Genomic DNA, 24,713 nt, shown 5'->3' with positions numbered 1-24,713 from the left:
TGTTTGCGTAGCTTTTATATTTATATAAGGTGAGCACGTGTCAAACTTCGACCAGATGGCAAACTTTTCTAGTACCACCAATATCGCTAGCACCTCCACTGGCTCTAACTCATCCTCTGTCGCCAAAAATTATGCGAAGAATTTTCTTACCCAAGTCAATCCCCGTACTGGTTTACTCAGCGTTACGATTCCATCGCCACCTCTAAAAGGGATTCTCTCGATGGAAGTGAATCTCGGGATCACATACGCGCAGGAGACCGTAGGTTCCTATGAACAATTGTTTGGTCTACCTATAGGATGGTCCTATTCGTTAAGTTACATTAATGATGGGATCTTGACTCTCAACGGTAGCCAAACCTATGTTTTGAGTCTGGAAAGTCCTTCTGGCTTGCAGTATTACTACCAGAAAAATCTTGAAATGACGCAGTATAGTCCAGGGCAGTACCCTAATTTGCCCTATGTCCCAAGTACCCTTTATGCATACCTACTGACCTTTTTAGACGGCCATCATCAGTATTTCGATGCCCAGGGGAAATTGATCTGTTGGGACGACAAAAATGGAAACCATCTGCTTTTTACCTATGATTCAAGCGATGCTTCCATTACACAGGCGAAGCTTATCAGTGTTACTGATGCATACGGACAAAACCTATCGATTTCACTCAGTAGTGACTCCATCGACGTGATTTACCCAAAATCCGATGCCAACCCTAACCCGATCACCTATTCTTACCAGCTGCTTGAGGGCGCGCTGGTTTCCTACATTGACCCTATGGGCTTGACCACGCACTTTATTTACAACGGAGGCCTTATAAATAGCAAGCTCCTCTCGAACGTCAACTATCCCAATAAAGTCAGCTCGACGTTTGACTACAGTACAATCTACTACAAAGATAGTTCTGGACAACAAGAGCAACAAGATGTCGTAAGCAAGGTGATCAACACCTATGAAGAAGAAACCCGTAGCACAACCTATAATTATCACCCTGAGCAAAGTGGTCCAGATGGCCATAATTATCTTGGGAACCCTACGTATGAGGTCGCATCTACAGCATCAGATACTTTATTTCAAAGTAATGACAATAATTACAGGTATTACACCACGATCAACAATAACAAAACGTTGGTCGTTAATCAGTACAACAATCTGCACCTTCTTCTAAAGTCGACCACCTTCACAGCAGATGGAAGCGAACGCATCCAAGAAATAGCGTACACTTATGTTGGTGAAACGGACGGCGACTTCCCCCCCTACAACCAGCTCGATCCAAATTATCAACTGATTGCAGAAAAGCTAAGCACCTTCTACAACGAGCAAGAAGACACCAGACCCGCTAAAATTATTCGCAGCTACACAGACAATGGTCAAATTGCCTCTATCGAAGAGTACGAACAGATAGAGGGTGAATTACAGCTCGTCAAAAAGGGAGAGGTTGAATACGATATCAGTTTTGGTATGCCCACTTCCGTTAAGGTATACGATTACAAACCCAGAGGAGTACTTAGTCAAACACCAGAGATTATAAGAACGGACAATAAACTTTCAGATGATAAGAAGCACATCCTCACATCCACCCGCGGGACTGAAGTGAATGGCCTACTTAATCCACTACTCGTGACCTCTGTTGAGTATGACACTGCTGGCCGTCCCAGTTCCTCCACGCGTACCTGGGGTTCAGCAGCACCAGATCATTCTGGAATTGCGAAAACCAACACGATCTTCGAAAATATTCTTGACTCTACCGCACACACATTGACGCATGCCACAACCGATTTCTTTGGCAACACCTCTAATGAGGTTTACGATTTATGTACTGGTTTCCCAACCTCAACTAGCAACGCCGTGGGTGCGATCACTACGTATAACTATGACCTCGCTGAAGCAACCGTAATACGCACTGACCCTATGGGTAACACCACAACATGGAGCTACGATCTTACCAGTAACATAATGCGAAAGCTCGATGCCAACGGTTACGAACAGAAGTACTACTACAACGGGTTTGGGCAACTTATCCAGCAAAGTGATTATCCTGTGAAGGGTGGGGCAGAGCGAACCTTAACGACGAATACTTATGATCAGCTTGGGCGTCTCAGCGTACAATTGGGTGTTCTAGGCGAAGCTTCAAAAGTCACATACGCCTATAACGCACGCAGCCAATTAGCCTCTAAGACTGATGCCCTTGGCAATATATCGGGATACGAATATGATTCGGTAGCTTGCACGAAAGCAAGCTCTTTTAATTCGCTGAAATCAACTGAAGTGACTTACGGTCCTGAGAAGTCTGGCGGCCCACTTCTTAGTAAATTCAAGAAAAGAGCTAAAAAAGAATATAAACAAAGACTTGTCGCTTCGGCTAAAAAGTTCGATAGACACAATGCTAATCAGTACGCCTGCGCTACACGCTTGTGGAACGCTTTTCAACTCAATGTACAGACCAGTATTGGGGATCAGCAGACCCCTCAACAGTTTTCTCTAGCGAGATCCTACAATATCCTCCAAAGCCCCACCCAGTATTGTCTCGGTGGTGCAAATCTCAAGCGCACACTAGTGGCCTCGCGAGATCTAAATGGGAATATGCTTCAGAGCACTTGTACACTTGAAGGTACGTCTCAGACAGAAGCGTCGTCAAATCGTAGTTACAATGAACTCGGGGAATTCACACAAGAAGCCACACTGACGGAACAAACTCGAGAATTTACTTATGATGCGGTAGGAAATAGGACTCAGATCACCCAGTTTAGTGGATCACAGGTAAACAGCACCTATGATCTAAACAAGCGAGTCTCTTCTCATTCGTACACCGAGAATGGCTCGAGCATTGAAATTCATTATGAATACGATGGTGTCGGGCAGCGCACTTCCATCGAGCGCTTCGTGAATGGGGAAAGCGATGCACTGCTCAGCTACACCTACACGCTTGATGGCAATATTTCTTCAATAAGTTATCCAGACGGGAAAACAGTTTCGTGGAACTACGATGTCAATACGGGCCTTCTGACTTCATCCATTGATGCGCTCGGGCATCAGTGTAGCTATTCCTACGACAGTTATGGCCGGCTCGCTAAAATCGCTCGGGACGATGGCTCTGTTTCTGTGGGAATCACCTATATCACTCAGGATATCGATAAAGCTAATGTGGGAAAAATAGCCTCGGTGAGCTATTCAAATGGGGTCAAGCTCGCTTACACCTATAACGGTTATGGGCGCCCCCAACAAATCATCGCTACCAGTACGGGTGAAGATGAGCCTATTACCCTCACCTACAGCTACGATGCAACGACCTCATTCGTAACCGCCATTAGCTACCGACACCCTGGGGGCTCAAGTACACTCAACCGCGATGTTTCATTCGTATATGATGGTGTTGGACAAGTCATCGGGGAATCATCTGTAGACCTACAAGGCAACCCTCTCGAAACCGTATCTTATAGCTATGATGCGCTAGCCAATATCAAAACTTGCACCCGCTCACTGCCCTCTACTGAAAGTGCGGAGACAAATTACACCTACGATGCTGATAACCGGCTAAATTCCATCAGCGTGGCTGGCGCTCAAGATCAGGCTTTGAACTACGATGAAAACAACAATCTGATTAAAGATGAAAATGGCAATAGTTACCAATACAATGCATTGAATCAACTCACACAATTCACCTCAAGTGACGGCGAGAATACGACCTACACCTATTATCCCAATGGCCTGCGTGCAACCAAGCAAACCGGTGATGAGGAAATCATTCACTATTATTACGACAACGCTAGCAATGCCAATATCATCAATGAAGTTCAGGGGGATTCAGAGGCTAGCTACATAATATCAGCATCGTCGCGACTCGCTCGTGTGCTGAAGAAAGACTCGTCATCTGAGCTCCAGTCTTATCTACTCGATAGACAAAATGTTCTTATGACTTTCGATACCTCAGGTTCTATCAGTAGCGAGTATGTCTACGACGTATATGGCAACTGTAGGTCATCCCAGAGCGGTAGCATCACTGACAATCCATTTGCTTATTGTGGAGAATATGTCGACTCAGAATCGAGCTTGCTCTATCTGAGGGCCCGGTACTACGCGGCGCAACGGATGAGGTTTGTGAGTCGAGATAGCTTCTTGGTTATGAATCCTTACACCTATGCCGATGGGAACCCTGTCATGAAGCAAGATCCTTCTGGGCATCTTTCAACCGCAGCAAAGATTGGTATCGGTGTGGGCTCGGCCGTCGGTGCGGCAATCTTCGGATATGGCGCGTGGAGTGTCTGGTCACGCATGGCGCGTGAGAATATTCCTCAAGGTGAGCAGCCGCCAGAAGTAGAGGGATTGGATGGTATTGTTCCTGATCATGGCAATATTGTTGCTCCTCCAAATGATGGCAATATTGACGCTCCTCCAAATATTGAAGCTTTTGGGTACGCGAATTCACCAGACCAAATATTTGCTTATTTGAAGCGGGAGGGGGAGGGGTTTGATTCAGACTCAGTTGTCTCTATTGAAAGAGATGAGGGCGGGCAATATTGGTACGAAGCCTGGAGGCCCAGACCCAATGACAATCAAGATATTCTGGATGGCGCTGAAGTACTTCCGGATGTGGATCAGTTGACATTTCGGACACTCCCTCGAGGTATAAATACAAAGCGAGCTAACCGAAATAAAGATGAGATATTTGAAGATGGAGGAGACGGTGGGGGGATAGTCGATGATGTAGTAGGTGTAGTAAGTGAAGCAGAAGAAGTAGCAGATGTAGCAGCGATGTTCTGCGTATAAGTTAAACCAATAGAAATAACGGACAGGTTTAAATTGCATTTCTTGAGTGTAAAGCGCTACTTTATCATTGTGCAATGGTAAAGTAGTGCTCTAAAGTTATTCTTATCCGGAAATAGGTAATGTAAACTTTTTTGTGTATCTGCCCGCTCATTTGCAAATATATGAAATCTATCATTGTCAATTGGTTGCCAAGCTCCGCAAATTTCGCCAATCAACTTCAGAGCTCTCAAAATACATTGGTATTTCTATTTCGCGAATACTTAAAGCAACTTGCAGAGGCAATTACCCGTTCGGAGAAGCTGTTTCGGGCTCCCTTTCTGGCTCTGCACTATCTCAAAGGCGATACCCTCGATCACTGTGAGCTGGAAAAACTAAAAGAAGTCACCGCTATATGGCGTGAGCGTTTAATAGATATCGGTTGGTTTACGCGCTGTTTCAACGAGTCTATCGCTCGGCAAGCCAATGCTGAAGACAAGTGTACAGGCCGTTTTTGGGCGGGGCGATTTAAATCGCAGGCTTTACTGGATGAAAAAGCCCTCGCCGCTTGCATGGCCTATGTAGACCTAAACCCTATCCGCGCTAATTTTGCCAAAACGCCTGAATACTCTGATTACACCTCTATTCAACTGCGTATTCGCTCTGCAATCACCGCCGAGCAACCCGGAAGTTTACTGCCGTTTGTGGGAGATGAGCGCTTAAACATGCCATAAGGTTGACCTTTTCAGATGGGCCTCTATTTGGAGTTGGTGGATTGAAGTGGTTGGCATCTAGATCCCAGAAAGCGCGGTATTATCGCTGAAAATACCCCTCCTATACTTGAACGCCTGGGTATTTCGTCTGAGCACTGGCTTTACCTCAACCGAAATTTTGAAAGCCGATTTAAAGGTTTAGTAGGGTCGGTTGAAGCAGTACGGCAAGCGTGTAACTTATTGAATAAACGCTGGGCTCAAGGTGTGCTTGATTGCCAGAAGTTTCTCTCTTACCCCTCATCTAAACTAAAATGAACCATTTTTAATCCCGCCGATCGATACCCGTTCGCTCCATGTGCTGAAAGGCCTGCATGCCCAAAATAGACTAAATACTCCGCACAATTGTTCTTCGATGCCCCTCTGTTGAGCATGGCTTTTTATTCCGCTGATTTCCCCCTCCCACATGATTCATGGGTGTCCTATTTGTGGATATGCTTGTATTCGTTATGCATGCCGCACTCCACGAAGCTCAAATATACCGAACCAAAAGAGACCTAAACTAATAGAAAAAGGCAAAATTAATCTCAAAATTAGTTTCTCTTTTTCCTCAATACCAGAAATCAGTCGCCTGTTATCGTAGTAAGCTCCAACTATGTATTGGTCTTTATCGATCTTTGATGTGTAGTATTCCAGTTCTAGCTCATCCCCAACTTGAAGGTTGTCAAATATGTCTTTAGAGGAGTTTGAATACTTGAATTCTTGGTCTTCAATGATGATGGTGTGTAGATAATCACCTTTCCCAACATATCTAGTTTTAATTCTTTCAAGCAAGCCAACCTGGGTAAAAATTCTTTCTCCCTGAGGAAAATCGCTATAAAGGAAGTATCCTGATGCAAGAGCAAACACCGAAAGTGCAAGTGCAGTATATCCAACCAATTTTGACTTACTATCTAATCGCTCAATCTTCATATATAATGCTTAAATCAGCGGCGTATTTTTACGTCGGCGGCCTTTGCTTGTTATAACTGTTCTACAGTACAATTTGAATTCCACTATTGCTTTCTTGCCAGCTAAGCTTTTCACACACGATGCTAAGCATAGCTCCGCCTTCAACCTCTATGTGAGCTACCGGATTGAGCAACTCTTGGCTGTAAGATTGCCATCCGTCTTCTTTATATAGCTTTGCTACGCTGGCAATATCTTCTTTTATGGTAATGTTTACTTCACCCACGAATATTGCATCTTCGTCACCTGCTGACTTTCTATAGTTTAGTCTTGAATAATCAGCGCAATATAACGTAATAACACCATCGAATGCTGCTGGATAAAACTCCAATTTTACTACGCCGCTCAAACCGTCAACTGATAAAGTTAAATCAGCATTATTTAATAGCTTATCGCAGACTTTTTGTAAGGTGCTCATTTCTATCCTGAGTTATAATGCCTAGCCGCACGGACCGGAGGTCCAAAAAATGCACAGCATTTTTGATCGTGCCGGCTCTTGTTATGTGTATTTTAAGGTTCATCTCTGAGTTTATTCCTGCATTGTCGAATGAAGTCTCGATACTCAAGATCAGAATCTTGATGCAATGTTTTCTCAAATACGCAACACAAGTTCCATAACGCTCTTTCTTCTGCCTGGTCCTCAATCATAAGTTTGTCTGAATCACTAAACCTACGAGTCAGCTCAAACAGAACCCATGCTTCATCTTCCGTGAGCGTGATTTTTACTTTTTTGCTCATAATTTCTATTTACACATAGCGCTTTGCTAAACGGCAGCCGAAACGCAGTGCAGGCTGTCCGGTGGAGGGGGCGTTCTTTTGCACCCGGAACGAATTTCAGCAACTTGTTATGTTTTCCTCAAGGCCTTCTTGAGCAGGTAGCTTATAGCCCAGGCCATGAGGAAAAATAAGATCAAAATTTCATGGTTGCCCGTATTATTTGCCCACTTCTGGGCACGAATTTTACTACCAAAAATACTTACGAAGATAAGTGGCGATGCGATGGTCATAAGTACAAAACCAAAGGCAACTGCTGGTCCACTATCAGATCCCTCTCGATATAAAACTCCAGCTACTACAGTGAATAAAGCCGAGCCTAATAGAAATAAGAGAACCCTAGATAATAGTTCATCAAACTCCTCTCGCTTACGCCTACTACCCACTTCTCTCTCCAGAAACATAACGCCTGCCCCACAGGAAGAGCGTCAGCGATTTCCTGTGCGGGCACTGGTTATAAGTTTCTAGGCACATACTTAAACTGCTCTCTTTGCTCAACTGAGACAACATGCTTAACCATTTCAATTTCGCATGCACCATGATCTTTAAAATTTTTTCGTCCTTCTCTTAGCGTAATGCCATGATTTGGACCTGAACCAACATCCAGCTCATCAATATCTTGCCCATCGTCCTCCCAAAAGCACACTGGACAAATTAAATAGTTGCCTCGCTCAGGTAGTGAAATGTAATCACAGTAAGGGCACTGCTCTCTTGGAGTTGGATCTTCTGGTTCATACCATTCAAAAGCCTTTTTACTAAATAATGCCTTTATCTTCTCTAGCACTACTTATTCCTTATAACGCCGCTAGCACCGAGCGAAGCACGCAGTGCGTAGTCCGGTGCCTAGCCTGGTTAAATGCATGATTAGGCATCTGCTCGTCTTTTCAGCTTGAAGCAACACAACGTTGTAAACATGTAGCTGTCTTTTTCATGCTCTACTTCTACAACGACATTATCTTTTTCTAAAACGTTGTCTGTTGTAACCCATTGCAAAAATCCTTCTTCTAGTTCGCTGTGAGAATAGTCTTCTCCGAGCATTACAACATTTGCAGATATGAATTCGTTTGGGCCCACATCGTATTCAACGATATCACCCAATTTTACTTCTTCTCCAGATTCGTATTGCATAAGCATTTAACGAGGCTGTAGAAAAACAGTTTTAGAAAAAGCTGTCATTCCTCAGGTTCCTCCAAACAAAAATTTCGGTCTAAATTTAGCGATACCACTAAATTTCTTTCATTGTATTAAATTTAGGCGCCTTGATGCCCCTAATTTATACTCAATCAATGGATACTGCCATATCTCATCAACTTTTCTATATTATGTACCAAGCAGAACATCTGCCATTGTCCCTGAACCTTACTTTTTCCTCGTAGCGAGAAGCGATTCAATCGCTTGTTGGTACCAATGTTCCCGAACACTGGCTCGACAACAGACATTCGATGTCCATAAATGGTCTTGCCTTCGATACTATCAACCCGCTTTTTCATCCAGTCAGTGGCTGTCCGTCCGTTTGTCCAAGTTAGGGATACTTGCCTTCCATGTCCTTTTCGAGAGCTGGCAGATTCCGGGTTTCGCATACACTGATTTTTAAGGCTGCATTCCCTGCAGTCAGTGAGGCGCCCTTCGAACAGTAGTTTTTTCTTACCTTCACTGACATGCTCTTCTTTTAACAAGAGCATCGCTTTTCCTGCAGGACAGATACAGGTTTTCTTTTTCTTGTTGAATGTAAATTCACTAGCTGGGATAGTCTTCTGGACATTAGCCCTACCTTTTTGATTGCGCTTGCCATACTTGGTTTTTTGCTTTGTAAAAGCTTTATCACGTGAACGGAATTTATTGTCAGGTATATAGGCATTGATGCCGCTCTCTCGCAGGTAGCTGTAGTTAGCGTCGTTGGAGAACCCAGTATCAGCAGTAATGATGACCTGTTTGGCCAAGATGTCTTCATCTATTCCTATATGCTGATAATGGCAACTGATGCCATCGAGAATAGGCTTCAATGTATGATGTTCTTGCCCCTCACCAAAGGCCTGTGCTTCAACAACTATCTGATGCTTCCTATCAACTGCGGCAACGCCGTTATAGCCCTGGATGGTAGTCATCTTGGCTGACTCATTGTCTGTGATATTACTTTTTACTTCTTTAGGGTTTTTACCTTGTCCCATCCTGGGGGAGTGATTCTTTAAGAACTGATCAATTTTATCAAAGTGTTTCTGAAGAGTATCCGCCGCTTTAGCTACCGCTTGTTTTCGCTCTTTTTCATTAGGCTTCCTGCCATCAAGCCTCTTGTGCTCTTTGAGACAATATTTGATCTTCTTGAGAATTTTTTCCTGCTTCTGTTCTAGTTCTTTAAAAGTTCCCGAATGTTCTTTGCTGGCATTGGATGGCATCTTGCATCCATCTATTGCGAAAAGTTCGTTGCCAAGCAGCCCCTGCTGATCGCAGACCAGTAACACTTGCTCAAACACCGACTCAATCGCATCAGGATAACTGCTTACGAAACTCGCAATACTAGTAAAATGTGGAACGGTATCGCATGACAGTGCTTTGAAGAGGATATTGTTCTCACATTGCCATTGAATTTCACGGCTTGAGGTAATGCCTTTTGAGTAAGCAAACAATATGATTTTCAGGAGGATAGCTGGATCATAAGCGGTTCGCCCGCCGCTATCATTTTGATATTTTTTATGGAAGACAGAGAGGTCGATATGGTCATCAATCAGATGATGAAGTGTAAACTCAAAGGTTTCAGGTTGTAGTTGCTCTTCGAAATTGATGATTACCATTGCATCTTGGTTGTAATCGTAACGTTTGAAATTGGGCATATGGATAATCTCGACATCAAGACCTCCATTTTAACAAAAAAGCTACCTTTTAAGAGTTTTTCTACAGCCTGAACGCCCCGCACAGGGGCAGACAAATAAGAGCAGCGTTTTGGCTGTCCCAGTGACCAACCCGAGCGATTGCTGCGGCTTGTATGGTTGTTCTTGCCTGATTCTGATGTTGAAAATCCTTTTCGCTAACGGGTAAATTGAGACCCACCTTCGGCGGCCACCGAAGGCCTTGTTTGTCACAGTTCGTTGCTGCGCCGGTTTATAAAGACCGTTAACAAGTAGGAACGTGACAGACACTCACTAGGCATAACTCGAATAGTCATGTGGGCCTCGAGCCCGAATAGCAAGGCGGAGATAGCTTATCTTATGGAACCTAAAGAGATCAATGTCGGTATCGATACCAGCAGTAAACAACTCGATATTTATGTGAGACCTACTGGCCAGTTTTTTAGTGTTGCCAATGATAAAAACGGCATTAAGGATGCCATTAAACAACTACAACCTCTTAAACCTCAAAGAGTATTAATAGAGTCTACAGGAAGACTCGAATTAGAGTTTGTTTGCGCCGCCGACAAAGCAGGATTACCTGTTGTTGTTTGCAACCCTTCACAGATAAGAAGCTTCGCTAAATCCGCAGGGCGCCTCGCCAAAACTGACAAGCTAGATGCAATGGATATTGCACATTTTGGTGAGGCCATGAAGCCAAGACTATCGGAGCTAAAGCCAGAAAAACTCAGGAATATCAGTGACTTACTGGTAGTACGAAGTCAGTGTTTAGAAATGAGTACAATGCAAAAGAATCGGCTTCAGAGAATGCCGAAATCAGTACACAAACCTATACGGACCATTCTAAACACCATCAAGAAAGAGTTACAAAGTATCGACAAACAACTAGATAAACTGGTTAACAGTGTGCCTGAGTGGCGGCAAAGGCGAGACCTATTGTTAAGCGCTAAAGGAGTCGGAAATGTATTGGCTTATACGCTGATGAGTGAACTTCCCGAGCTAGGAAAATTGAACCGTAAAGAAATCGCTGCACTTGTCGGTATCGCCCCGATGAACCGTGATAGCGGCAGCTTCCAGGGAAAGAGATATATTCGGGGTGGAAGGCATCGTGTACGAACGGTTTTGTTTGTTTCCATCATGTCGGCCATACAGCATCATCCCAAACTAAAGCCGATGTACAAGCGATTAGTCGACGCTGGCAAACCTAAAAAGGTCGCTCTGATTGCCTGCATGAGAAAGCAGATTACGATACTGAATACGATGGTGAAAAATAACACCTACTGGGATGAAAGTATGGCTTAATAACTTGACGAGCAACCATAGTCACTTGTTATGTTTACGGACGATATATAACTTCTTCTTGTGGATCATAACAAACTATACCTAGGCTTTTAGCCGTTTCTACTACGTGATCGAAGGACTCTTCAATTTTAGAAAACGCTACTGCAAGAATTGCTAAATCTCCGATAATATTATTTTCTAAAGGACCATCGGCCCAAATAACATTATCAATTTCAGATTCAGGCACTTTTGTTACACAAGGATATTTTTCTGTGAGCTTTTTGATTAACTCTACCATCTTTGGGTGAGGAGGCATTTCAGAATCTTCGTTTGCTTCTTCTCGATCATCAAATTCATCCCAAGCCTCTTCATCATTCTCAGGAATGGGACTGATACTAAACATTATCGAAAAACTCACAACTAACTACTCTTTAATTTCGTACTTGGAGAAACATAACGAGGCTGTAGAAAAACAGTTTTAGAAAAAGCTGTCATTCCTCAGGTTCCTCCAAACAAAAATTTCGGTCTAAATTTAGCGATACCACTAAATTTCTTTCATTGTATTAAATTTAGGCGCCTTGATGCCCCTAATTTATACTCAATCAATGGATACTGCCATATCTCATCAACTTTTCTATATTATGTACCAAGCAGAACATCTGCCATTGTCCCTGAACCTTACTTTTTCCTCGTAGCGAGAAGCGATTCAATCGCTTGTTGGTACCAATGTTCCCGAACACTGGCTCGACAACAGACATTCGATGTCCATAAATGGTCTTGCCTTCGATACTATCAACCCGCTTTTTCATCCAGTCAGTGGCTGTCCGTCCGTTTGTCCAAGTTAGGGATACTTGCCTTCCATGTCCTTTTCGAGAGCTGGCAGATTCCGGGTTTCGCATACACTGATTTTTAAGGCTGCATTCCCTGCAGTCAGTGAGGCGCCCTTCGAACAGTAGTTTTTTCTTACCTTCACTGACATGCTCTTCTTTTAACAAGAGCATCGCTTTTCCTGCAGGACAGATACAGGTTTTCTTTTTCTTGTTGAATGTAAATTCACTAGCTGGGATAGTCTTCTGGACATTAGCCCTACCTTTTTGATTGCGCTTGCCATACTTGGTTTTTTGCTTTGTAAAAGCTTTATCACGTGAACGGAATTTATTGTCAGGTATATAGGCATTGATGCCGCTCTCTCGCAGGTAGCTGTAGTTAGCGTCGTTGGAGAACCCAGTATCAGCAGTAATGATGACCTGTTTGGCCAAGATGTCTTCATCTATTCCTATATGCTGATAATGGCAACTGATGCCATCGAGAATAGGCTTCAATGTATGATGTTCTTGCCCCTCACCAAAGGCCTGTGCTTCAACAACTATCTGATGCTTCCTATCAACTGCGGCAACGCCGTTATAGCCCTGGATGGTTCCCTTGCTGGTAGTCATCTTGGCTGACTCATTGTCTGTGATATTACTTTTTACTTCTTTAGGGTTTTTACCTTGTCCCATCCTGGGGGAGTGATTCTTTAAGAACTGATCAATTTTATCAAAGTGTTTCTGAAGAGTATCCGCCGCTTTAGCTACCGCTTGTTTTCGCTCTTTTTCATTAGGCTTCCTGCCATCAAGCCTCTTGTGCTCTTTGAGACAATATTTGATCTTCTTGAGAATTTTTTCCTGCTTCTGTTCTAGTTCTTTAAAAGTTCCCGAATGTTCTTTGCTGGCATTGGATGGCATCTTGCATCCATCTATTGCGAAAAGTTCGTTGCCAAGCAGCCCCTGCTGATCGCAGACCAGTAACACTTGCTCAAACACCGACTCAATCGCATCAGGATAACTGCTTACGAAACTCGCAATACTAGTAAAATGTGGAACGGTATCGCATGACAGTGCTTTGAAGAGGATATTGTTCTCACATTGCCATTGAATTTCACGGCTTGAGGTAATGCCTTTTGAGTAAGCAAACAATATGATTTTCAGGAGGATAGCTGGATCATAAGCGGTTCGCCCGCCGCTATCATTTTGATATTTTTTATGGAAGACAGAGAGGTCGATATGGTCATCAATCAGATGATGAAGTGTAAACTCAAAGGTTTCAGGTTGTAGTTGCTCTTCGAAATTGATGATTACCATTGCATCTTGGTTGTAATCGTAACGTTTGAAATTGGGCATATGGATAATCTCGACATCAAGACCTCCATTTTAACAAAAAAGCTACCTTTTAAGAGTTTTTCTACAGCCTGAACGCCCACAGCGTAGCGTTGGCCGTCCCGCAGAGGCCACGACAGGGGCCGGCGCATACTGCCTGTGTTTGTTATTGGGCGAATTACGCACGATGCTTTGCCTGATAGATCCTTGCCATTATTGGCTGGCCAACTATGAGGATAACATTGAGCGCACAAAACAAAATTAGGCTTTCAGTGACATAGAAAGAGCCAAACACGATAGCCCAGACTAATAGAAGAAGGACGGACCACCGCACCCGGCTCCCTTTGCCAATAAGATAGACAGAAACTAGGCAGCTAGCGATCGCAAAGCCCTCACCATACAGTACCCAGGTAAAGTCATGCGCATAAACTGGGGCACTAAACAAAGAGAGAAAAATTATTGTCAAGACTCGATTCATTTCTTTGCCTTATAACGCTTTTAGCAGCGAACCAAAAAGCCATAGGCTTTTTGGTTCGCTGCCTAAACTTGTTAAATGTTGGCGCGATAAATTTTTTTGTAATATTCATATGAGATTAAACCTGCCGCCAAAACATACAAAAACACTAAGTCGCCCCAGTAAAGTGAGCCCAATATTACCAGTGACCATAAATATGCCAATACATATTTAAAATTTTGGTGCGCCATTGGTGTTTTTAAGATTGCACCAAAGGCAACTAAGTTTAAAATAAACGAGCCTACCAAGCCCTGAAATATATAAACAGACTGCGGCTCTTGCATGAATGACTTTATATAGTCTGACAATGTAATGCACTCAGGCCTTGCTGTGAAAATTAGCACATACCCTGCGCCTAATGGATATAGGGAATTTATAAGGTATAGGCTTGCGTAGATAATCCTTTCTTTCATAAGACATTTAACGCCGTTGACACAGGCCGGAGTAAGTGGCACAGCTTTTGCGTGTTTTTGCAAAAGGTGTGACGCTTACGGAGGTCCAGCCCGAAGGGCGATTGTGCTCAACCTTGTTATACGCTGCTAAGCCCATACAAACCATCCGATGACTACACCTAGGATTAAACACCCAAACCCTACTTTTACGGCCATGTTACGTTCGGCCCGATCTTCCAGTATTGCACCTTGTATATATAGGTTTAAGGCTTTGTTGGCTACTTCAGACCCCGGAAACTCCTTGTAAAAATCAAGCAAAGACTTCTGCACTTTTGGCACCCACGATGATGGGTGATCATCGTCAGGGCTGTAATCAAGAGCAGTTAGAATGGATGGGGCCTGAGTTTTTGCAAGCTCTCCAACTTCCTTAGCCTTGTCGTAATACTTAGATACATCCATATTTAAATTTTCGCATAACGCTTAGATAACCTGCACTGCAGGCGGTAAAAAAAATGACCTGGCATTGAATTTAGGCCGAACTAAAGAGGCCCATTCCTGCAGTGTCTGGTTCATCGCCATGTTGTACATTCCCGCCGGCACTATCTTGCCGAGCCGCCCCCTTTATAAAGGAAATTCCTTTTTTCGCCTTAGACCACACTCGGCCAGTCAACTTTGTAGATTCATGGCACTGCCCACACTCTACCATCAGATCTTGGATTTGCAATCCAGCTGGGAGTCGTTGATCTTTCATTAAACCCACTTGATTACTACATAGATCGTGCTTTTTCTTATTGCACCCAGCATATAATCCATAACTCCGTACCATGTGTTTTCCTATTGGAGGTATGTGCTGCAAGACACGTCTTAAGAACTCCTGAGGCTTTAACCGAAGTTGCTTACGTCGCTGGTCACGGTGATCAAAATAACGAAAATCCAGCCCCTTATGATCCACGTTTAATATCTGCTTTGGCTTAAGCGGGCCACCTTTGATGTAGCGTGAAAAATACAGCAGAACGCCTTGACCATGCTCATACCGTTCTTGAATACGAACCGACCATTCCTTGCGATAGCAAGCTTTAAAGAGGATATCAAACTGGCCAATTGACCAACTGGGAGGAAGCTTGAGTAACCCGGCACGATACTGTTCTAATAAAAGCGCTTGAAATTTTCCCCTATAAAGACTCTTAACCACTCGCACAGGCAATAAATATTCACCTGTTTCTTTCCATTTTTCCCTTAAAGTCAAGCCGCCAGCAGTTATCAAACAGTGTATATGGGGATGTAAAGTTAACTGTCTTCCCCAAGTATGCAGAGCCATAAGCATCCCGGGAGTTACTCCGTGATAGTCTTTACTCGCCATTAATTCAAACAGGGTTTCTTTACTCGACAAAAAGAGTATATCTGTAAGCTTCTCTTCGTTGTATTGCCATAACGGCAGATACTCATGAGGTATAGTAAAGACCACATGAAAATGTTCTGTATCAAATAATTTACGACGCTGCTGATCAACCCACTGGAGCTGTTTTCTGCCTGAGCAGAGGGGGCAACTTCTATGCCTACAAGAATGATGCTGTTCAGTGACATGGTTGTGCTTACAACGATAATAACTGCTTCCCATCGATTTTGTACGGCATTCTTGTATCGAGGAGATAGCCTTTAAATTTTTTAGTGGTTGCGCAGTTTTAGATAAATAACCACTGTACGCAGAAAATATATTTTGCAATACCCGGTTATGCATTTTCTAAAATGCCTCTTATAATTTAAAAGTGGCACCACTCCCGCGCAGCGGGTTTGTACAACAGCTATATAGTAATCATTATGATCACTATTATCCTGATTACTATCCTGGAATCAATCTTACGCCTCGGCTAAAAAATGTTATTCAAATCAAAAGATTACTTGCTTTTATGTTAATCGTACCAAATGTAAAAATGATCACTTTGACTACTATCCCCAAAAAAGACTAGTTTTGTAACTCATTGTATTTCATTAAGTTTTTTCCTGATAAAGCTATCCTTCAAAAATAACAGTCAAGATGATCAAAAATACCTATGTATACCCATTAATTGTTAGCGACCGTTAGTGCAGATAGGGCTGGAATTGAGCAACAGCTATGGCCTGGGTATTTCAAAACCTAGAGTGCTGCTGAATAATTCCATGATATTTCTGGCTAACCGGGCATTTCACAATCAAGACGCGGTTCGACGGAAATGTCTGGACCGTTACAACGTCGTGGTGCAAGTTGCTAATAACTCTACAAACGTCGAAGGGTGTGTCTTGAAGGCGATAGCTGTCGCATTACGGGGCTTGCAAAGAATTAGGTCCATTTGCGGCGAGTTGCGCTTACTACTTGTAGCCTTCAAGGTGCGCATAGAATGAGTGGCTCCGTTGCGATTGCCTTGGGTTATAGATTTCCTTGAGCATTTACGTTTCAGGGTTTGTATCAATTAGCGTTCCTGATGGGGAGTAGGGCTATTCTAGGGTTGTTTAATCTACTTATGAATACCTCCCTGGAATGGTCAAAAGCCTCCGTTTTATCAATTTACTTAAAGAATAATCTTTAGTTGAGACTTATCGGCCGAGTGGCTTTTTACGTAAGGTATTCAAGAGCATCTAATAGGCTTCACTCTTTCAGGCCGCGGCTGCCTGACTTATAAGTCTACAGCCCAAAATGGTCAGTTCCGTTTTTGACTAGTTCCGATACCGTCCAATCCATACACTGTTAGTCAGAAACGAGAGAGACTTATGAAGATTGATGCAGCAGTTTGCTCCAGTGCGCGATTGGCCCGAGACCGGCGCTTTGATGGGCGGTTCTATACCGCAGTGAAAACAACCGGCATTTTCTGCCGCCCGATCTGTCCCGCTCGGCCACCGCTTGAGCGCAATGTTACTTATTTTGAGACTGCGGCGGAGGCGGCCAATGCGGGCTTTAGGCCCTGTCTGCGCTGTCGCCCCGATTCTGCGCCGGGCAGTCCAGCTTGGGGATTGGTGTCGACCACCGTGCAGCGCGCTTTAAAACTGATGCGCAGTGAGCGCGAGCCTCAATCTGTAGAGCGACTGGCAGAGCGGCTCGGGGTCAGCAGCCGCTACTTACGTCGTCTGTTCTCTGAGCATCTGGGGGTAAGCCCCTTAGCGGTTTGGCAAACTGAGCGGGCACTATTTGCTTTTCGTTTACTGCGGGATACGGACCTGCCTATTGCTGAAATCGCTTACGAGTCTGGTTTTAACAGCTTGAGACGCTTTAACGGCGTATTCAAACAGATCTATCAGCGCACCCCATCCGAGGTTCGCAGGGAGGGACACGCAGTGCGCGCCGAGACGGCGAGCGCCACACGGGTGCGGTTGTACCTGGATTACCGCCCGCCATTAGATTGGCAACAACTCCTGGCTTTCTTGGGAACTCGCGCTTTGGCCGGGGTAGAGCAGGTGGAGGGGGAGGTCTATTCACGCAGTTTCGAACTGGATGCTTGTCGTGGCGTGATGGAGGTTTCCCACGATCCGGAGCGCAATCGCCTGGTGGTGGAAGTTTTTGGTCAGGAAGGTGGGGCAGGGTTATATCTACTGAACCAGCGCCTACGCCGGCTGTTTGACCTGGATGCGGATATTGAAGAGATCCAGACGGTATTAAACGAAGATCCACTGCTGGCGGATCAGTTGGCGAAGAATCCGGGCCTGCGCTTGCCCGGTGCCTGGGACCCATTCGAATATGCACTGCGGGCGATTCTCGGTCAGCAGATCAGTGTCGCGGCGGCGACCACTATTGCCGGACGTATAGTGGCCCGCTATGGGGAGTCGTTTGTGGATGATGCAGGCAGAGAGCGGTTTTTATTCCCAACGGCGGAGCGTCTCGCTGAGGCGGACTTTGCCGATCTGGGCTTGACCCGGGCTCGGGTGAAAACCCTACAGGAGTTTGTCGCCGCAACTTTGGATGGCCGAGTGAGTTTTGCCGATCAGTCCCTGGAGGATTGGTGCAGTCAAGCCACGGCACTGCCGGGTATTGGCGATTGGACGGCGCATTATATTGCTATGCGCGGCCTGTCGATGCCGGACGCTTTCCCCGCGTCGGATTTGGGTATTCTGCAAGCCCTGGGCAGTGATGGTGAAAAGGCAAAACCCAAGCAGGCCCTGGAGCGGGCAGAGCAGTGGCGGCCCTGGCGGGCATATGGAGCCATTTTGTTGTGGCAGTCCCTGAAATCTGGAGAGAAAAAATGATTGTCTATGAGAGTTACACCACGGAATTGGGTGATGTTGCCATCGCGGCCTGCGAACAGGCGGGAGAGGGTCTCTCGCGAGGTATAGTTGCACTCCAGTTTTATGACGATGAACGACCATTGCGTTTGGGGGCCGGTTGGCAGCGGGGCGCCTCGGAACTGACAGATTTGGCCGCTCAGCAGTTGCGGGAATATATCGCCGGCCAGCGCAAAAGCTTCGATCTGCCTCTGGCGCCAAAGGGTACTGAATTTCAGCGCCGGGTTTGGGATGCGCTGTTGCAAATTCCCTTTGGCGAAACCCGCAGTTACAGCCAGCAAGCCCAGTGGCTGGGCCAGCCACGGGCTATTCGCGCGGTGGCGCGGGCCAATGGTGCGAATCCGATTGCCATCGTTATTCCCTGCCACCGTGTAATCGGAGCCAATGGCAGCCTTACCGGCTACGCCGGCGGCCTGTCTTTGAAAGCGCGTTTGCTCACCCTTGAGGGCGCCAACTTTGTCCAGCAGGGCGAGCTGCTCTAACGGGTAATATTGGGAAAAGCGCAATCATCTCTCCCTAGCCACGGCCCCTTTGGCGCGAGATAATAAGCGGTTCATAATCATATAGAGCCGGAGGCCAAATGCTGTACAGATTGGGGGATAAACAGCCACAACTGGAAGGTGAGGGCCACTATATTGCGCCCGGTGCCCATGTGATTGGAGATGTGCGTATGCTTGCGCACAGCTCCGTATGGTTTAACGCGGTGGTGCGCGGTGACTGTGCGCCGATCACTATCGGTGAATACAGTAACGTACAGGATGGCTCGGTATTGCATGCCGATGTGGGTGTGCCATTAACCATCGGCACCGGTGTCACCGTAGGCCATAAAGTGATGCTGCACGGCTGTGACATTGGTGATTACAGCCTGATTGGTATCAATGCCGTGATCTTAAACCGGGCCAAAATCGGCAAGTGCTGTATCATTGGCGCCAATGCGCTGGTGACCGAGGGCACAGAAATTCCCGATTACTCTATGGTGCTGGGCTCTCCCGGCAAGGTAGTAAAATCTCTCGATCCCGCCACCTACGAGCTGCTTAAAGCCAGCAGCGATCACTATGCGGCCAACGGCAAACATTTCGCCAGTGAACTGGTCCCGCTTGAGGCTAAAGATGTCTGAACAACCGGTAAAAACCGTGCAGCCGAAAGAGCGCCCGGTGAAATCCCCCTGTATCTCCGTATGTGCCCTGAATGAGCAGGACCTGTGCGAGGGCTGTTTTCGCAGTGGTAATGAAATCAGCCGCTGGGGCTCCATGGATAACGATGAGCGCCGTGCAGTGTTAAAGCTCTGCACCGAGCGCGCGCGGCAAATGGGCCGAATCTGGTAAACAATCGATAGCGCTTTGTCGGGGCCGGGCCTCGCAGGGCCCGGAACTAAATGCGACTATGACCCAACCCTTTGTCCACCTAAGAATTCACTCAGAATTTTCCCTGATCGATGGCCTGGTAAGAATCAAGCCGGCCATCGCCCGCGCCCAGGAGCTGGAAATGCCAGCCCTGGCGATTACCGACCAGTGCAACCTCTACGGGCAGATTAAATTCTACCGGGCCTGTTTGGGTTCCGGTATCAAGCCGATTACCGCAGCGGATTTTTGGCTCAGCGAAGGCGGTGAGGGTAAGCCGACGCTGATCACGCTCTATGCGATGAACGCCGATGGCTACCGCAATATTACCGAGCTGATTTCCCGCGCCTGGATGGAAGGCCAGTACCACGGTAACGCCTATATCAAGCGCGAATGGGTTAAGGAGTACAGCGAAGGGGTGCTGATGCTGTCCGGTGCCAAGTACGGCGATGTGGGCCGTGCCCTGGTAGCGGGGCGCCGCGCCCAGGCGGAGGAGCTGGCACGGGAGTGGGCGGAGTTATTCCCCGGTCGCTATTACCTGGAGTTACAGCGCACCGGGCGCGCTGGCGATGAGGACTACCTGCACTCGGCGGTGAAGTTGGCCCAGAACCTGAACTTGCCAGTGGTAGCCACTAACGACGTGCGCTTTATGGACGAGAGCGAGTTCGAGGCCCACGAGGTGCGCGTCTGTATTCACGAAGGCCGCGCTCTCGATGACCCCCGCCGCGAACGCCGCTACTCCGCGCAGCAGTATTTTCGCACACCGGAAGAGATGTGGGAGCTGTTTGGCGATATCCCCGAAGCCCTGGAAAACACCGTGGAGATCGCCAAGCGCTGCTCCGCACCGATCCAGCTGGGTAAATACTTCCTGCCGGAATACCCGATTCCCGAGGGCATGACCGAAGACCAGTTCTTCGAAAAGGTCTCCTATGAAGGTATGGAGCGGCGCCTCGCGACTATCCTAGACAAGTCCGCTGCGGACTATGCCGAGCGCCGCCAGGTCTACGAAGACCGCCTGCGCTTTGAGCTGGATATCATTATCCAGATGGGATTCCCCGGTTACTTCTTGATCGTAATGGACTTTATCCAGTGGGCCAAAGACCACGATATCCCGGTGGGCCCGGGGCGGGGTTCCGGTGCCGGCTCCCTGGTGGCCTACTCGCTGGACATTACCGATCTGGACCCACTGCAATACGATCTGCTGTTCGAACGATTCCTGAATCCGGAGCGGGTGTCGATGCCCGACTTCGATATCGACTTCTGTATGGAGAAGCGCGACCGGGTAATTGGCTACGTTGCGGATAACTATGGCCGTCAGGCGGTGAGCCAGATTATTACCTTCGGAACCATGGCCGCGAAGGCGGTGGTGCGGGACGTGGCGCGGGTACAGGGCAAATCCTACGGTCTCGCCGACAAGCTGTCCAAAATGATTCCCCCCGATGTGGGCATGACCCTGCAAAAGGCCTTCGACCAGGAAGAGATCCTGCGGGAATTCCTCGACCACGACGATGAGGGCCAGGAAATCTGGGAGATGGCCCTGCAGCTCGAAGGGGTCTCCCGTAACGTGGGCAAGCACGCCGGTGGTGTGGTTATCGCCCCCACCAAGCTCACCGACTTTGCGCCGCTCTACTGTGACGAGACCGGCGCGGGTCTGGTAACCCAGTTCGACAAAAACGATGTGGAAGATGCGGGTCTGGTGAAGTTCGACTTCCTCGGCCTGCGGACGCTGACCATCATCGACTGGGCCAAGCGCATGGTGGATGAGACCCGTGCGCGCGTGGGTGAGGAGCCCCTGGATATTGCCGCGCTGCCGCTGGACGATGAAGAAACCTTCAAAATGCTCAAAAGAGCAGAGACCACGGCGGTATTCCAGCTGGAATCCCGGGGTATGAAGGACCTGATCAAGCGCCTACAGCCGGACAACCTGGAAGATATGATCGCCCTGGTGGCCCTGTTCCGTCCGGGTCCGCTGCAATCGGGCATGGTTGATGACTTTATTAACCGTAAGCACGGTCGCGCCCAGGTGGCCTACCCGGATGCCAAATACCAGCATGAAAAACTGCAACCGATCCTGGAGCCCACGTACGGGGTTATCGTTTACCAGGAACAGGTGATGCAGATCGCCCAGGAGTTGGCGGGCTATACCCTCGGTGGCGCTGACCTGTTGCGCCGGGCGATGGGTAAAAAGAAACCGGAGGAAATGGCCAAACAGAGGGCCACTTTTGAAAATGGGGCAAAAGAGCAAGGAATTGACCCCGAACTTGCGATTAAGATCTTCGACCTGGTAGAGAAGTTCGCAGGCTATGGTTTTAACAAATCGCACTCTGCGGCTTACGCACTGGTGTCATACCAGACCGCTTGGCTGAAAGCGCACTATCCCGCCCAGTTTATGGCGGCGACCATGTCTTCGGATATGGATAAGACCGATAAGGTGGTGACCTTTATCGAAGAGTGCCGAGCCATGGAGCTGGTACTGGTGCCGCCGGATGTGAACCTGGGTAGCTTCCAGTTCTCGGTGGATATCGACAATCGCATTATCTACGGTCTCGGTGCGATTAAGGGCCTGGGTGAAGGTCCGATTGAAAATATTATTGCGGCGCGGGAAGAGGGTGGTCCCTTTACCGACCTGTTCGACTTCTGTTCGCGGGTTGACCCACGCAAGGTGAACAAGCGCGCGCTGGAGGCACTGGTGCGCTCCGGAGCACTGGACAGCATAGGCCCGGATACCAATGGTGCCGACGGTTTGGATTATTCCCGTGCAGTGCTGTTTAACGCGCTGGATGAAGCGGTAAAAGCGGCGGAACAGCAAAAGGCCAATGCCAATGCGGGCATGATGGACCTGTTTGGCGAAGTGGTGCCCCAGGCATCGGAAGGCGATGTGTACGAGGATTTCCGTCGCACACGCTGCTGGAGTATCCGCGAGCGCCTGGAAGGCGAAAAGAATACCCTGGGTCTGTATCTCACTGGGCACCCGATTGACGAGTATGCCGGTGAGTTACAACACCTGGTGAAGGCGCGAATCGCCGATTTGAAACCCGGCCGGGAATCGCAAAAAGTTGCGGGTCTGGTTGTGGCGATGCGGGTAATGAAAACAAAACGCGGTGATTCCATGGCTATTGTTACCCTGGATGATCGCAGTGGCCGTATTGAAGCGGCCATGTTCAGCGAGGCCTTTGGCGAACATCGAGACAAGTTGGCCAAGGATGCTCTGCTGGTATTGGATGGACCGGTTGCCACTGACGATTACAGCGGCGGCCTGAAGATGACAGTAAATAGCGTTTCCACGCTCGATGAGTTGCGCCAGAGCTGGGTGACCGGGGTGCGCTTGCGAGTGGATAGCGGCAGTGTGGCACCGGGGCTGGCCAAGCGGCTGGCCGCTTGCCTGCAACCCTATACCGGTGGTCAGTGCGGGGTGAGCCTTGAGGTTTCCCGCCACGATGCCCGGGGCTTGTACCGACTGCCGCCGCAGTGGAACGTAGAACCAAACGACCAGATGGTCCAGTCCCTCAGGGAACTATTGGGACGTGAGCAGGTGGCGCTTCAATACGTACAACGGCGTTAAAATCTACCGGGCTCGACTGGCTGGTTCTGTACAGTTAAGCTATGCCGCTGTGATAGCCCGGTGGTAACAAAAAGAGTTAAAGGCGCAGATTTCATGAATTTTAATTTTCTCGAGTTTGAGCAGCCAATTGCAGAGCTGGAAGGCAAGATAAAAGAGCTGCAGCTTGTGGGTGATGACAACGAGCTGAATATCGCCGATGAAGTTACCCGGTTGCGGGAGAAGAGTAGAACTTTGACCGAGTCCATCTACTCCGACCTGAGCCCATGGCAGGTCGTACAGGTAGCCCGCCATCCGCAACGTCCCTATTCAAAGGACTATATCGAGCGCTTGTTTACCGATTGGGATGAGCTGCACGGCGACCGTCACTTTGGTGATGACAAGGCGATTATCGCCGGTATCGCGCGCTTAAATGGCAAGCCGGTAGCGGTGATTGGTGAAGAGAAAGGCCGCTCTGTAAACGAGAAGGTTGCACGCAACTTTGGTATGCCGAAGCCGGAGGGTTACCGCAAAGCCCTGCGCGTTATGGAAATGGCCGAGCGCTTTAAAATGCCGGTGCTGACCCTGATCGACACCCCGGGAGCCTATCCGGGTATCGACAGTGAAGAGCGCGGTATCAGTGAAGCCATCGCCCAGAACCTGGCAGTGATGTCCCGCCTGCGCACGCCGATTATTTGTACCGTGATTGGTGAAGGTTCCTCCGGTGGTGCACTGGCGATCGGTGTGGGTGACCAGCTGAACATGCTGCAGTACTCCACCTACTTTGTGATTTCCCCTGAGGGTTGCGCCAACATTATCTGGAAAACTGTCGAGAAAGCGCCTTTGGCCGCTGAGGCGATGGGGGTGACCTCCAGCGTGTTGGAAGAGTTGGGTATTGTGGATGAAACCATCCCCGAACCTCTCGGTGGCGCTCACCGCGATCCGGATGCAATGGCCACTAGCCTCAAAGACCGTCTCAGTGAGCAGCTGGACCAGCTGAGCAGCATCCCCATTGATGAGCTGCTGGAGAAGCGCTATCAGCGCCTGATGAGCTACGGCAATATCGTTTCCTAAGCTGCTTTTTTGCTTTAGGGAGTTGTTCAGAGACCCCCTAGATCCTTCCCCTGCCGCGCCAAGTGTATAAACTTATTGCCCTTGTGCGCGGTTGGTGCTTCCTTCCTGGCGCCTGCTT

General features: G+C 47.6%; 20 protein-coding genes. 9 read left to right on the top strand and 11 right to left on the bottom strand.

Translation table 11 applies throughout. The features are described 5' to 3' along the window. Positions 1-37: 37 nt before the first annotated feature. Together ACJJIS_RS15290 and ACJJIS_RS15285 are read left to right on the top strand one after the other, a co-directional pair. The gene (locus tag ACJJIS_RS15290; RefSeq protein ID WP_475708459.1) at positions 38-4,762 is read left to right on the top strand and encodes an RHS repeat domain-containing protein; all 4,725 of its coding nucleotides are present in this window, start codon (positions 38-40) and stop codon (positions 4,760-4,762) included. 161 nt (positions 4,763-4,923) lie between these two features. Beyond that, positions 4,924-5,472, top strand: a complete 549-nt coding sequence (locus tag ACJJIS_RS15285) for a transposase (protein WP_475708458.1) — start codon at positions 4,924-4,926, stop codon at positions 5,470-5,472. 483 nt (positions 5,473-5,955) lie between these two features. Here ACJJIS_RS15285 and ACJJIS_RS15280 read toward each other — a convergent pair whose 3' ends face one another. The 6 genes from ACJJIS_RS15280 to ACJJIS_RS15255 form a co-directional block, all read right to left on the bottom strand. After that, on the bottom strand, positions 5,956-6,420 hold the full coding sequence (locus ACJJIS_RS15280; RefSeq protein WP_475708457.1) for a hypothetical protein: 465 nt from the start codon (positions 6,418-6,420) through the stop codon (positions 5,956-5,958). 61 nt (positions 6,421-6,481) lie between these two features. Further along, positions 6,482-6,874 (bottom strand): hypothetical protein, encoded by a 393-nt coding sequence (locus tag ACJJIS_RS15275; RefSeq protein ID WP_475708456.1) that lies wholly within the window; start codon positions 6,872-6,874, stop codon positions 6,482-6,484. A 427-nt stretch (positions 6,875-7,301) separates the two neighbouring features. Further along, entirely contained in the window at positions 7,302-7,634 is a 333-nt protein-coding gene (locus ACJJIS_RS15270; protein ID WP_475708455.1) for a hypothetical protein, read from the bottom strand. A 50-nt stretch (positions 7,635-7,684) separates the two neighbouring features. Beyond that, positions 7,685-8,014 carry a CPCC family cysteine-rich protein gene (locus ACJJIS_RS15265; RefSeq protein ID WP_475708454.1) on the bottom strand — a complete coding sequence of 110 codons (330 nt, stop codon included), beginning with the start codon at positions 8,012-8,014 and terminating at the stop codon, positions 7,685-7,687. An 80-nt stretch (positions 8,015-8,094) separates the two neighbouring features. Further along, positions 8,095-8,358 (bottom strand): hypothetical protein, encoded by a 264-nt coding sequence (locus ACJJIS_RS15260; RefSeq protein WP_475708453.1) that lies wholly within the window; start codon positions 8,356-8,358, stop codon positions 8,095-8,097. Positions 8,359-8,513: 155 nt separating this feature from the next. Continuing rightward, positions 8,514-10,058, bottom strand: a complete 1,545-nt coding sequence (locus ACJJIS_RS15255) for a transposase (protein WP_475708452.1) — start codon at positions 10,056-10,058, stop codon at positions 8,514-8,516. A gap of 375 nt (positions 10,059-10,433) precedes the next feature. Here ACJJIS_RS15255 and ACJJIS_RS15250 point away from each other — a divergent pair, with 375 nt between their 5' ends. After that, positions 10,434-11,375 (top strand): IS110 family RNA-guided transposase, encoded by a 942-nt coding sequence (locus ACJJIS_RS15250; protein WP_445360964.1) that lies wholly within the window; start codon positions 10,434-10,436, stop codon positions 11,373-11,375. A 34-nt stretch (positions 11,376-11,409) separates the two neighbouring features. On the opposite strand, the gene ACJJIS_RS15245 is transcribed toward ACJJIS_RS15250, so the two are convergent. The 5 genes from ACJJIS_RS15245 to ACJJIS_RS15225 form a co-directional block, all read right to left on the bottom strand. Then, positions 11,410-11,772, bottom strand: a complete 363-nt coding sequence (locus ACJJIS_RS15245) for a hypothetical protein (protein WP_475708451.1) — start codon at positions 11,770-11,772, stop codon at positions 11,410-11,412. Positions 11,773-11,956: 184 nt separating this feature from the next. Continuing rightward, entirely contained in the window at positions 11,957-13,513 is a 1,557-nt protein-coding gene (locus ACJJIS_RS15240; RefSeq protein ID WP_475708433.1) for a transposase, read from the bottom strand. Positions 13,514-14,038: 525 nt separating this feature from the next. Beyond that, positions 14,039-14,479 (bottom strand): hypothetical protein, encoded by a 441-nt coding sequence (locus ACJJIS_RS15235; RefSeq protein ID WP_475708450.1) that lies wholly within the window; start codon positions 14,477-14,479, stop codon positions 14,039-14,041. Between the two features lie 63 nt (positions 14,480-14,542). Next, complete coding sequence (locus tag ACJJIS_RS15230; RefSeq protein ID WP_475708449.1) at positions 14,543-14,854, bottom strand: hypothetical protein; 312 nt, start codon at positions 14,852-14,854, stop codon at positions 14,543-14,545. A 70-nt stretch (positions 14,855-14,924) separates the two neighbouring features. Beyond that, complete coding sequence (locus ACJJIS_RS15225; protein ID WP_475708448.1) at positions 14,925-16,133, bottom strand: IS91 family transposase; 1,209 nt, start codon at positions 16,131-16,133, stop codon at positions 14,925-14,927. A 1,007-nt stretch (positions 16,134-17,140) separates the two neighbouring features. Here ACJJIS_RS15225 and ACJJIS_RS15220 point away from each other — a divergent pair. From ACJJIS_RS15220 to ACJJIS_RS15195, 6 genes are all read left to right on the top strand, one after another. Beyond that, positions 17,141-18,607: an AlkA N-terminal domain-containing protein gene (locus tag ACJJIS_RS15220; protein ID WP_413664873.1), complete on the top strand. Its 1,467-nt coding sequence runs from the start codon at positions 17,141-17,143 to the stop codon at positions 18,605-18,607. Beyond that, a complete protein-coding gene (locus ACJJIS_RS15215; RefSeq protein WP_475708447.1) occupies positions 18,604-19,125 on the top strand; it encodes a methylated-DNA--[protein]-cysteine S-methyltransferase in 522 nt (173 codons plus the stop codon). The genes ACJJIS_RS15220 and ACJJIS_RS15215 overlap by 4 nt, the downstream gene beginning before the upstream one ends. 98 nt (positions 19,126-19,223) lie before the next feature. After that, the gene (locus ACJJIS_RS15210; RefSeq protein WP_252085074.1) at positions 19,224-19,760 is read left to right on the top strand and encodes a gamma carbonic anhydrase family protein; all 537 of its coding nucleotides are present in this window, start codon (positions 19,224-19,226) and stop codon (positions 19,758-19,760) included. After that, on the top strand, positions 19,753-19,968 hold the full coding sequence (locus ACJJIS_RS15205) for a DUF1289 domain-containing protein (protein WP_282931790.1): 216 nt from the start codon (positions 19,753-19,755) through the stop codon (positions 19,966-19,968). The genes ACJJIS_RS15210 and ACJJIS_RS15205 overlap by 8 nt, the downstream gene beginning before the upstream one ends. Positions 19,969-20,026: 58 nt before the next feature. Beyond that, positions 20,027-23,545, top strand: coding sequence for a DNA polymerase III subunit alpha (gene dnaE, locus ACJJIS_RS15200; protein ID WP_475708446.1), 3,519 nt, complete (start codon positions 20,027-20,029; stop codon positions 23,543-23,545). A 93-nt stretch (positions 23,546-23,638) separates the two neighbouring features. Next, complete coding sequence (locus tag ACJJIS_RS15195) at positions 23,639-24,595, top strand: acetyl-CoA carboxylase carboxyltransferase subunit alpha (RefSeq protein WP_445357936.1); 957 nt, start codon at positions 23,639-23,641, stop codon at positions 24,593-24,595. The last annotated feature ends 118 nt before the right edge of the window (positions 24,596-24,713 follow it).

The sequence above is a fragment of the Microbulbifer maximicatervae (SeqCode) genome (genome assembly GCF_056231245.1).
The sequence above is the reverse complement of the archived record's forward strand: the minus strand, read 5'-3'. Positions and strand labels throughout refer to the sequence as shown.